The organism is Sorangium sp. So ce375, assembly GCF_051473855.1.
In the GTDB taxonomy this organism is placed as follows: Bacteria; Myxococcota_A; Polyangia; order Polyangiales; family Polyangiaceae; genus Sorangium.
Genome location: NZ_CP150335.1, coordinates 10,035,814 through 10,047,026 on the forward strand (window position 1 = coordinate 10,035,814; position 11,213 = coordinate 10,047,026).

General features: G+C 71.2%; 7 protein-coding genes. 5 read left to right on the forward strand and 2 right to left on the reverse strand.

Annotated features, from left to right (window positions below; all coding sequences use genetic code 11):
- Positions 1-132: 132 nt before the first annotated feature.
- The 4 genes from WME90_RS37490 (at position 133) to argF (ending at position 5,974) form a co-directional block, all read left to right on the forward strand.
- Positions 133-1,359, forward strand: a complete 1,227-nt coding sequence (locus tag WME90_RS37490; RefSeq protein WP_437276873.1) for an RtcB family protein — start codon at positions 133-135, stop codon at positions 1,357-1,359.
- 49 nt (positions 1,360-1,408) lie between these two features.
- A complete protein-coding gene (gene rtcA / locus WME90_RS37495; protein ID WP_437276874.1) occupies positions 1,409-2,428 on the forward strand; it encodes an RNA 3'-terminal phosphate cyclase in 1,020 nt (339 codons plus the stop codon).
- 303 nt (positions 2,429-2,731) lie between these two features.
- Positions 2,732-4,786, forward strand: coding sequence for a right-handed parallel beta-helix repeat-containing protein (locus tag WME90_RS37500; RefSeq protein WP_437276875.1), 2,055 nt, complete (start codon positions 2,732-2,734; stop codon positions 4,784-4,786).
- 252 nt (positions 4,787-5,038) lie between these two features.
- Positions 5,039-5,974 carry an ornithine carbamoyltransferase gene (gene argF, locus WME90_RS37505; RefSeq protein WP_437276876.1) on the forward strand — a complete coding sequence of 312 codons (936 nt, stop codon included), beginning with the start codon at positions 5,039-5,041 and terminating at the stop codon, positions 5,972-5,974.
- 20 nt (positions 5,975-5,994) lie between these two features.
- Here the strand turns inward: argF and WME90_RS37510 are convergent, their stop codons facing one another.
- Positions 5,995-8,505 carry a hybrid sensor histidine kinase/response regulator gene (locus tag WME90_RS37510; protein ID WP_437276877.1) on the reverse strand — a complete coding sequence of 837 codons (2,511 nt, stop codon included), beginning with the start codon at positions 8,503-8,505 and terminating at the stop codon, positions 5,995-5,997.
- Between the two features lie 236 nt (positions 8,506-8,741).
- Between WME90_RS37510 and WME90_RS37515 the strand changes: the two genes are divergently transcribed.
- Entirely contained in the window at positions 8,742-9,302 is a 561-nt protein-coding gene (locus WME90_RS37515) for a hypothetical protein (RefSeq protein WP_437276878.1), read from the forward strand.
- Positions 9,303-9,370: 68 nt separating this feature from the next.
- Here WME90_RS37515 and WME90_RS37520 read toward each other — a convergent pair whose 3' ends face one another.
- Positions 9,371-11,065, reverse strand: a complete 1,695-nt coding sequence (locus WME90_RS37520; RefSeq protein ID WP_437276879.1) for a hypothetical protein — start codon at positions 11,063-11,065, stop codon at positions 9,371-9,373.
- Positions 11,066-11,213 lie beyond the last annotated feature (148 nt).

The following is an 11,213-nucleotide window of genomic DNA, read 5'->3' on the forward strand; positions in this document are numbered from 1 at the left end:
CGCCGTGCGAGACGCAGGAACGAAGGAACGAAGGAACGACGGACCGGCGGGAACGACAGAGACCGACGGGACCCACCGCCAACGGGCCGCGGCGCGAGCCGAGCGGCTCGACCCCTCACCGGAGATCTTGCCATGGAGCGAAGCTACAACGTCATCCCCACGGACTCGGGCGTGCCCATCAAGGCGTGGACGGTCGGCGTGCCGTTCGAGCCCGCCGCGGAGGCGCAGCTCAAGAACCTCGCCGCGCTGCCGTTCATCCACAGGTGGATCGCCGTGATGCCCGACGCGCACCAGGGCATCGGCGCGACCGTGGGGAGCGTGGTCGCGACGAGCGGCGCGGTCATCCCGGCGGCGGTGGGCGTCGACATCGGCTGCGGGATGATGGCGGCGCGCACGAGCCTCTCCGCGTCGCAGCTGCCGGACGCGCTGCGCGGGCTCCGGACGGCCATCGAGGGCGCCGTGCCGCACGGCCGCACCGACAACGGCGGCAAGAACGACCGCGGCGCGTGGCGCTCGCCGCCCCCCGCCCAGGTCGCGGCGTGGGCCGAGCTCGAGCCGCGGTACCTGAAGATCATCGAGAAGCACCCGCGCATCGGGCGCGGCTACGCCATCGAGCACCTCGGCACGCTCGGGACCGGCAACCACTTCATCGAGCTCTGCCTCGACGAGGAGGACCGCGTCTGGGTCATGCTGCACAGCGGGTCTCGCGGCGTCGGCAACCGGGTCGGGAGCTACTTCATCGAGCTCGCCAAGCAGGAGATGAGGCGCTTCTTCATCAACCTGCCCGACGACGACCTCGCGTACCTGCCGGACGGGACCAAGCACTTCCACGACTACATGCAGGCGGTGTCGTGGGCGCAGGACTTCGCGGCGGTGAACCGGGAGCTGATGATGGCGCAGGTCGTCGAGGCGCTCCGTAGCTCGGGCGAGCTGCCGCCCTTCGACGCGACCGTCGAGGCGGTGAACTGCCACCACAACTACGTGGCGCGCGAGCACCACTACGGGAAGGACGTGCTCGTGACCCGCAAGGGCGCCGTCCGCGCGCAGGCGGGCGATCTCGGGATCATCCCCGGCAGCATGGGCGCGCGCTCGTTCATCGTCCGCGGGCTCGGCAACCCGGAGAGCTTCTGCAGCTCGAGCCACGGCGCGGGCCGCGTCATGTCGCGGGGCGAGGCGCGCCGCCGCTTCTCCGTCGCGGACCACGAGGCCGCGACCTCGGGCGTCGAGTGCCGCAAGGACGAGGACGTGATCGACGAGACGCCGGCGGCCTACAAGCCGATCGACGACGTGATGCGGGCGCAGAAGGATCTCGTCGAGATCGTCCACACCCTGCGGCAGGTCGTCTGCGTGAAGGGGTGAGCCGCGGCCAGGGGTCGTGGTATCGCTCATCCAGGGAGGATCGACTGCCATGCTGACCATCGATGGATCCGTCGGAGAGGGAGGGGGCCAGATCCTCCGCACGACGCTCAGCCTCTCGCTGATCACGCAGACGCCCGTCCGGATCACCTCGATCCGCAAGGGCCGCGGGCGCCCCGGCCTGATGCGGCAGCACCTCACCTCGGTCCAGGCCGCCGCCCAGATCGGCCGCGCCGAGGTCTCGGGCGCGGCGCTCGGGTCGCAGGAGCTCGTGTTCCGGCCGACGGCGATCGTGCCCGGCGAGCACACGTTCCGCATCGGCAGCGCGGGGAGCACGATGCTCGTCCTGCAGACCGTCCTGCCCGCGCTGTTCCGCGCGCCCGCGCCGTCGACGATCACGCTCGAGGGCGGCACGCACAACCCGATGGCGCCGCCGTTCGATTTCCTGGATCTGGCCTATCTGCCGCTCGTGCGGAGGATGGGGCCGGACATCACCGCCACGCTCGTGACGCCCGGCTTCTATCCGGCCGGCGGCGGGCTCGTCCGGATCTCGGTCGCGCCGGCGCCCGCGCTCGCGCCGCTCACGCTGCTCTCGCGCGGGGAGATCCGCGGCCGGAGCGCCGTGGCGACGGTGTCGAACCTCCCGAGCGCCGTCGCGATGCGCGAGCTCGACGCGGCCGCGGCGGTGCTCGGCTGGGAGCCGGGCTGCTTCAGGCCGCGCGTGCTGACGGGCGGGCACGGCCCGGGCAACGTGCTCACGATCGCCGTCGAGAGCGAGCACGTGACCGAGGTCTTCACCGGGTTCGGCCAGAAGGGAGTGCGCGCGGAGACCGTCGCCACGAAGGTCGCCGAGGAAGCGCGCGATTACCTCGCGGCGGGCGTCCCGGTGGGCGAGCACCTGGCCGATCAGCTGCTCTTGCCGATGGCGCTCGCCGGACGCGGCGCGTTCCGGACCGTGCGCCCGTCGTCGCACACGACGACCCACCTGCAGCTGCTCCGGGATCTCCTCGGGCTCCGCGCCTCGGTCGAGCAGATCTCGGAAGATGCGTGGCACGTCGAGATCGAGCGATGAGCTCACCGCGGCTCGACAGACACCGTAAGTCGCCACGACGCGGCACGCCGTATCCAGGCGTGTGCCCGAGGATCATGGCGAGATAGACATAAAGCTGCTCGGCTCCCCCATCGGCTTGCGCCCGCGAGCACACACCATATAGCTATTCTAACCGGCGCGGCTGCGCGGCGCCGGAGAGCTCGATCCGCGCCGCGCGCCTCGCCGGGTCGAGCTGTGATGACCGCGCAGACGCGATGATGCCGGCATCCGGCGCCGGAAGCTTGCGTGCAGGGGCGGTGTTCATTGCACCCGGAGGACGCCACGATGATCTATAATGTGAAGAACGCCCCCTACAACGCCGTGGGCGACGACACGGCCCTCGACCAGCCGGCGATCCAGGCCGCTATCACTGCGGCGGCGGCGGCGGGCGGCGGCGTGGTCTATATCCCGAAGGGGACGTACAAACTGACGGCCGGGCTGCTCGTGGACCACGACGGCATCATCCTGGAAGGGGAAGGCCGGGAGACGGTGCTCAAGTACTACGCCGCCTCACCTGCGAGCGCCGTCATTCCACTGCACTTCTCGAAGCCCATGAGCACGAGCGTGCCAAATCTCAGGAACGTGGGCGTCCGGGACCTCACCATCGAGTTCGCCGAGGCGGGGCGGAACGACTCCGGGGGGCTCACGATGAACGGGTGCGTCGATTGGTTCTGCGAGCGGGTCACGGTGCGGGGGAACGGCACCGGGATGCAGGGCTCAAGGACCAACGGCATCGCGATCGGAACCTGGTCGAGCGATGGGATCATTTCGGGCTGCGTGGTGGAGGGCGTGAGCAAGCCCGGCTTTTACCTGGCCGGGGCGAGGCGCGTCACCGTGGTCGGGTGCATGTCGAAGAAGAACCTGTGCACGTTGACGAACCTCGAGGACGCGGGCGGCGGGTTCCAGCTCGGGCAGGCCCGGGAGGTCAGCTTCATCGACTGCCATGCGACCGAGTGCTCCGTCGGGTTCAACATCGTCTGCCTGGGAGAGTATGGCTCCGGCACCGTCGACGCCTCCCCGGCGCCGTCGCAGACGTCCTTCAACGTGACGGTCATCGGCGCCGAATCTCCCGTGCTCATGCAACACCTCGGCATCTGGAACCCCACGACCAAGCGCATCGAGGAGCTGCCGGGCGTGTCCTCCACCCTCGTGTCCTCCACCACGAGCCCCGTGACACAGACCTGGGCCGTCACCCTGGCGGCGGGCAACACGCAGCCCATCACGGCAGGCGCGCTGATCTTCGTCAACTATTACCCGTACAGGAACGTCAGGATCATCGGTGGCTCTGCGAAGAACAACGTCGTCGTGTACCAGAACCCGAACCCCCCCTACCAGCAGCTCGTCGAAGGCTTCGGCGCCCGCGTGACCACGCTCCAGCCCGGAGCGGTGGGCAGAGATCTCGTCATCTCAGGGCTCATCTGCGAAGGCAACCCGAGCAACGGCATCTTCATGGCGGGGGTCGAGGACGCGATCGTGGAGGGGTGCATCCTGCGCGACAACGGCATCGGCATCCAGCTGACGGACCTCGGGACGCCGGCCGCGGAGGCGCTGCCCACCATCGACCAGACGGGCAGGATCCTGATCAGCGGCTGCGAGATCTACGACAACGCCTCGCGCGGCGTGCACCTGCGCTCCGTGGAGGACGTCACCCTCCAGGGGACGCGCATCTACCGGACCAAGGACTCGGTCCAGGAGGTGCCAATCCGTATCGACAGGGTCGACGCGAACAGGAGGAAGACGACCGACCTCAAGCTGCGCGACCTCGACTTCTCGGGATACGACGTGAGGAAGGGGGGCACGTTCCCCATCTCGACGCCGGTCATCCCCGCGGGCGGCGACAGCGATGCGGTCGAGGACGGCGTCTACGATCTCGCGTTCTTCGGCTCTCCCGAGGGCAAGATGTACGCGCCGCCCGGCTCTCGCTACCTCGACCGCGCGACGGGCAACTCGTACCGCAAGGTCCACGGCTGGAAGAAGAACAACTGGATGGCCTCGCTGGTGAACCATAAACGCGTCGAGGGCGTCGCGACGACGGACCCCGTCAACCTCTACCCTGTGCCCGACAGCTCGGTCGTGCACGCCAGCGTCGTGGCGACGGCGCGGAGCGACAACGGGGAGTGCGCGGTCTACCGGCGGGCGCTGAGCGCGAGGCGGAACACCGGCTCGCCGGCCGAGGCCGTCGGCGCGGTCCAGACGATCGGCGCCGACGTCGAGAACGACACCGACTGGGGCTTCAATGTCATCGTGCAATACGATTATCTCCGGGCCGTCATCACGGGCGAGACCGGCAAGAACATCGACTGGCTCATCCGCACCGAGATCGACGTTTACACGCCGTAGCCAGACGCCGCCTCCGGCAGGCGCGCGCGCGGTGAGGCGGGGCGACGGGGCCGCGGCGCCCCGCTCGCCCCGGGCCGGCGCGCGCGCCGCGAGGCCGGGCGATGGGGGCCCGCTGCGCTCCCGCGCGCGCGATTGACGGGGGTATGCCGGTCGTGCCACATCACGGCGGGCGTACGGCGCGCCGTTGCGTCGCGGGCTGCCCCGCGGCGCGAGGGAGCGCGTCCGGACGGCGGCGACGCGGAAGGCGGGACAATGGCGAAGCGCGATTACCTCAAGATCACGGACATGACCCTGGCCGAAGCGCACCGCGTGCTCAGGCTCGCCGCTCGCCTCAAGGAAGAGCCGAAGGGGCGGCGCGCGACGGTGCTCGCCGGCCGGGCCATCGCGGTCGTCCTGGAGAAGGCGAGCACGCGCACGCGGGTGTCGTTCGAGGTCGGGATCGCGCAGCTCGGCGCCCAGCCGGTCGTGCTGAGCACCCAGGGCAGCCAGCTCGCGCGCGGCGAGCCGATCCGCGACACGGCGCGCGTGCTCGCGCGGTACTGCGACGCGATCGCGTTCCGCACGTCGTCGACCGCGCGCCTGCTCGAGATGGCCGAGGCGAGCGTGCCGGTGATCAACGCGCTCTCGGACGACGGCCACCCCGTGCAGGTGCTCAGCGACATCTTCACGATCCAGGAGGCGCTCGCGGCGACCGGGGACAGGACCGGCATCGCCGGCCGGCGCATCGCGTTCCTCGGCGACTGCGCGAGCAACATGGCGCGCTCGTGGCTCGAGGCGGCGCCGCTCTTCGACTTCCACCTCGTCCTCGCGGGGCCCGAGGGGTACATGCCGCCCGCGGACGAGGTCGAGCGCGCGCGGAAGACAGGCCACGTCACGATCGTGGGCGACCCGCGCGAGGGCGCGGCGGGCGCGGACGTGGTGAACACGGACGTGTGGGCGAGCATGGGGCACGAGGCCGAGGCGGAGAAGCGCCGCGCCGCGTTCGCCGGCTGGACGGTGGACGCCAAGGTGATGGCGAAGGCCGCGTCGCACGCGATCGTGCTCCACTGCCTGCCGGCGCACCGCGGCGAGGAGATCGACGACGAGACGCTGGAAGGGCCGCGCTCGCGCGTGTGGGACCAGGCCGAGAACCGGCTGCACGTGCAGAAGGCGCTGATGCTGTGGCTGCTCGGCGTCGAGCTGGCCTAGAGCGCACGCGCCGCGCAGGGTCAACCGAGGGGCGCTCCGCGCCGGCACGAGGCGGAGGCCCCGCCGTCGCACGGGCGGCCGGTGAGGTCCGCGACGACCCGCACCAGGTCGGCAGGGTCGATCGGCTTCGCGACGTGCTTCTGGAAGCCGGCCGCGAGCGCTCTCCTCCTGTCCTCGATGCGGGCGTAGGCGGTCAGGGCCACGGCCGGGATACGCCGGATCTCGTCCCGACCCGCCGCGCGCACCTGCTGAATCAGCGCATAGCCGCTCTCCCCCGGCATACCGATGTCGCTGAGCAGCACGTCGGGCCTCAGCCGCTCCAGGACGCTCATGGCCTCGCCCGTCGAGCCGGCCGTGGTGACCCGCGCGCCCGCTCCCTCCAGCAAGAACGCGAGCATCTCCCGGGCGTCCGGCTCGTCCTCGACGACGAGGACGTGAACGCCGACGAGCGGCGTCGGCTCCCCGCTCCTCAGCGGGGAGTGCCCCAGCGCCGACGGCGGCCCGTCGCGCGCGTGGGATGGCGCCGCGGGCAGGGGGAGCGTCACGGTGAACGTCGCGCCGCCCCCTTCGCCCGGGCTCTCCGCCTCCACCGTACCTCCGTGCAGCTCGACGAGGTGGCGGACGATCGCGAGCCCGAGGCCGAGCCCGCCGTACGCCCTCGTCGGCGAGGAGTCGCCCTGGCGGAAGCGGTCGAACACATACGGCAGGAACGACGTGGCGATGCCCTTGCCGTTGTCCGTGACCGCGATGGCGATCTGGCAGTCGCGGAGCCCCACCCGGATCGTGACCTGCCCTCGCTTCGGGGTGAATTTCACCGCGTTGGAGAGCAGATTCCACATGACCTGCTGGAGGCGATCCGGGTCGCCGCTCACGCGGCTGAGCCCCTCGCCGAGCTCGACGCGGATCTCGATCTCCTTCGCCTTCGCCGTCGGCGTGATGGTGTCCACGGCGGCCTCGATGACCGCGGCGAGATCCACGGCGATGGTGCGGAGCCGCAGCTTGCCCGTGATGATCCGGGAGACCGTCAGGATGTCGTCGACGATCTGCGCCTGCGCGTGGGCGTTGCGCTCGATCGACGCCATGCCCTGCTTGACGCGCTCGGGGCCGAGGTCCTTGTCCTTGATCAGCCGCGCCCAGCCCAGGATCGCCGTGAGCGGCGTGCGCAGCTCGTGGGAGACCGTCGCGAGGAACTCGTCCTTCATGCGGTTCGCGTCCTCGGCCCGGAGGCGGTCCTTCTCCGACTGGGCGAGCGCCTGCTGCTCGCGGCGGAGCAGCTCCGTGCGCTCGCGCTCGAGCTGCTTCAGCTCGGTGATGTCGACGACGGCGCCCGTCAAGAACAGGGGGGAGCCGTCCCGATCGCTGACGATGCGCCCGCGATCGTGGACCCACCGGATCGACCCGTCGGCGCGGACGACGCGGTGGATGAGGTCGTAGATGCAGCGCTCGCGGATGCTCCGCTGGTGCATGGCGATCACCGCGTCGAGATCCTCCGGGTGCACGCGGCTCAGCCAGTCGTCCATGGGCTGCGTCGTCTCGCGCTCGTCCAGGCCCAGGATTCGGTTCAGGCTCGCGTCCCTCGTGTCGCGCCGCGTCTCGAGGTCGACTCGCCACGTGCCCACGTCCGCCGCCCACGTGGCCAGCCGGAGCCGATCCTCGCGATCCTGGAGCGCGCTCTCGATCCGGAATCGCTCGGTCAGATCGACCGCCGAGCCGACCATGCGGATCGCCTTGCCGCCCGCGTCGCGCAGCACCGCGCCGCGATCGAACACCCGGGCGACGGAGCCGTCGCCGCGGTACACGCGGTAGTGCGCCGACCAGCTGTCGGTGTCGCCGCGGAGGAGCTCCTCGAAGCTGCGCGCCACGCGGTCGCGATCCGGGGGCAGCAAGCGGCTCACCCACCAGGCGGAGGTCGGGGCCGCCTGCTCGGGAGCGTAGCGGAAGACCTCGTAAAACGTCTCGTTGCGCTCGACCCGGTCCGTCCGGATATCCCAGTCCCAGATCGGGTCCTTGACCGCTCGAGCGAGGAGGCGATAGCGCTCGTCCTGCACGTCCTCCTCCGAGCGCGCCGGCCGCTCCCGGGAGCCCGCCTGCGCGGCGCCATCGGCGTGGCCCGCGAGCGCGACCGCGGCCGCGTCGGCGAGCGCCTCGAGCAGCCATGCGTCCCCGTCCGAGGCCGGGGCGGCGCGCTCGACCGCGAGCAGGCCGGAGACACGGTCGCCTGTGATCAACGGCGCGGCGGCGACATGGGCCGCCCCGTGCAGCGCGCGCGCTATCCCATCGTCCACGCTCGGGAGCGGGCGGCCGCAGAGCTCGTCGAGCAGCGCCGGATCGAGCCCCAGCGCCGCCCGGACGACCGGCCGCTCGTCCGCGTCGTTCACGATCAGGACGGCCCGTCCGGAGCCGCCCAGCTGCGCCGCCGCCGAGAGGACGATCTGTTGAATCGCGCACGCCGAGGGCGCCGATGCGAGGGCGCGGCTGACCTCGGTCAGCGCGCGAACCTGCGAACGATGCCTCTCCTCGTGTTCGATCACAGAGACCCTCGGCTCCAGGGTAAAGGAGCTCTCGCGGACGATCGATGTGCATCGCTGACAAGATCAGCCGGGCACGCTCTTGAAACACGGCGCCACCCCACCGGAGCACGAGCAGGCGGTATGGCTCGCTCGGCCCTGTCATAAGAGCGCGTGGACGTGCGCGCCACCCAAGCCGCAGGGCATCCGGCGCAGAAAACTTGGCCCGGTATCCCGATTCCTGAGCAAACGCGCTCTGCGTGGATTTCCGCGACATGCCGCCCGAGCTCCTCCTGGCCGTGGCCGGCGCGGCGCTCTCCTTCGGGCTGGTCCAGACGCTCCGGCTCGCGTGGAGGAGCGCCCGGCAGCGGCGCCGGCTGTCGCGGTGCCGGGAGCTGGGCGCCGCGGGAGAGGCCCGCGCCGAGGTGCTCCTCCGCGAGCTCGGGTACACGATCGTCGGCCGGCAGGTCGCGGTCTCGTACGGAGTCCAGATCGACGGCGAGCCGGTCAGCGTCGGGCTCCGCGCCGATTACCTCGTGGCGCACGGTCCCAGGCGGTATGTCGCCGAGGTGAAGGCGGGCCAGCTCGCGCCGCGCATCGATACGCCCGCGACGCGCCGGCAGCTGCTCGAGTACCGCATCGCGTTCGACGTCGACGGCGTGCTCCTTGTCGACGCGGAATCCCGGCGGGTGCGGTCGGTGGTGTTCCCGCTGCCCACCGGCGCCGAGGCGGCGCCATCAGGCAGCGCGCGACTCGCATGGCTCCTGGCGGGCGTCGTGGGGGGCTTCGTCGCGGCGATGGCCGCGCGCTCCGCCTGGTGAGGCGAGCGCGCGGCGCGGCGCACGGATGGCGCGCGGCGCACGGATGGCGCGCCGCGCGGGCTACAGGCTTACAGGCGACTCGCGGCGCGGCGCGCGCGGCGCCTGCCGCCGGCGAGCAGCAGGAGGCCGAGCCCGAGCAGGCCGACCTTGGCCGGCGAGCCCTCCGAGGTCGCCCCCGCGCGGCACGCGCACGACGCGTCGGGCTTGTTGCCGCCCGCGCCGCCGCTGCTCGCGCCGCCGGAGCCCGAGCCGGAGCCCGAGCCCGAGCCGGAGCCGGTGGTCAGATCCACCGGATCGTCCAGGACCACGTCGCCTCCGGTCGGCCCGCCGCTCCCGACGGAGGCGGCGCCGCCGTGGACCACCGGCTCGCCGCAGGCCCCGTTGACGCACGGCGCGTTGCCGGGGCACACGGCGCCGGCGCACGCGTCGGTGCAGCTCCCGGCGACGCAGACCTGCCCGTCAGCGCACGTCTTGCCGTCGCAGCCGGCGTCGACGCAGCGGCCGTCCGTCGCCGAGCACACCTTGCCGGCAGGGCAGGTGCGGCAGCCGCAGTTGGACTGGCAGATGCCGCGCTCGCAGACCGCGCCGTCCTCGCACGTGATGTGGGCGCAGAGATCGACGCACCGCCCGAGCTGGCACTCCTGGTTCGCGGGGCAGACGACGCCGTCGCACCCGCCCACACAGGTGCCGTCGACGCAGATCTGGCCGCCGGTGCACTCCTTGCCGACGCACGCCTCCTCCACGCAGAGGCCGTCGTCGCAGACGAGGCCGGGGTCACAGACGACCTCGCCGCGCCCGCAGTACGGCACGCAGTTCCCGCGATTGCACACGAAGCCGTCGTTGCAGAGCCCCTCGCCGTTATCGACCTCGCCGTCGCAGTCGTTGTCGATGTTGTCGCAGGTCTCTTTCTGCTCGCCGGGCTCGAGCACGGGCAGGCACGCGACGTCGCCTTCGGTCGCGCAGCCCGTCCTCCCCACGGCGCACGCGCCCTGCAGGCCCGTGTCGCAGACCTCGCCGCCGCCTTTGCAGGTCACGCCCGTGATGTAGTAGACGAAATCGTTGAAATCGCCGTCGTTCTCGAAGCCGCCCTGGCTCCCCTTCCAGCTCGTCTCGGTCACGGGCAGGTCCTCGAAGGCGACATAGAACGCGTCGGGCTCGGCGGTCGACGTGTAGATCAGCGTGGTCACCCACGGCGCTTTCGGCGTGCAGTTCGTGCAGACGGTGTTCAGGTCGCGCTGCGAGAACTTCGTCTGGGTGCAGTAGGTGCCCTGCTTGCCGATCAGCGCGAAGCCGACCAGGCCGCCCTGGTACCGCGGATCGTTCCGGATGTCCGCCGCCGAGAACTGCCGCGGCGTCCAGCCGTGCTGCCCCGCCTGGTTTGTGTCCATCGTGGCCAGCGGGCAGAAATCGTCGTCCTGGCACCGGAACGCCGTCGAGGTGTCCGCGGGGATCAGCTCGTAGATCTGGTTGTCCGGCGGGCGCGTGCCGCTCGCGTTCACGTTGTACCAGCCGAACGCGACCTTGCACCCGCCCCCACGCAGCACCAGCTCTCCCGAGAACCCGCAGAGCGGCGAGAAGACACCTGGCTCCGTGCTCGCGTCGGCCACCGGATCGATGTCCTCCCCCCGGTACATGAAGAGCCCATCGAGCGTAACGGCGTTGATGGGGAAACCCCGGCTCGTCACGAGGTCCGTCTCGCGTTTGCTGACGGGCGTGGGCAGGCGCGTGCCGTCCAGCTGCTGCACAGCGGCGCTCGCGGGCACGGCCCCAGCGAGCGGAGCAAGAGAGAGGAACAACGAGAACGCGGCTCGAGCCGCGCGGCGGCAAGGAGTCATCAAATAAGGCGTTTGCGGCATGATCGCCACTCTACACCTCCCGACGAGGCCACGGTGGATGAGATTACACATCTCC

Excerpts from the sequence above, each read along its gene's own strand:
- WME90_RS37490 (WP_437276873.1), top strand. The coding sequence starts at position 133 with ATGGAGCGAAGCTACAACGTCATCCCCACGGACTCGGGCGTGCCCATC.
- rtcA (WP_437276874.1), top strand. The coding sequence starts at position 1,409 with ATGCTGACCATCGATGGATCCGTCGGAGAGGGAGGGGGCCAGATCCTC.
- WME90_RS37500 (WP_437276875.1), top strand. The coding sequence starts at position 2,732 with ATGATCTATAATGTGAAGAACGCCCCCTACAACGCCGTGGGCGACGAC.
- argF (WP_437276876.1), top strand. The coding sequence starts at position 5,039 with ATGGCGAAGCGCGATTACCTCAAGATCACGGACATGACCCTGGCCGAA.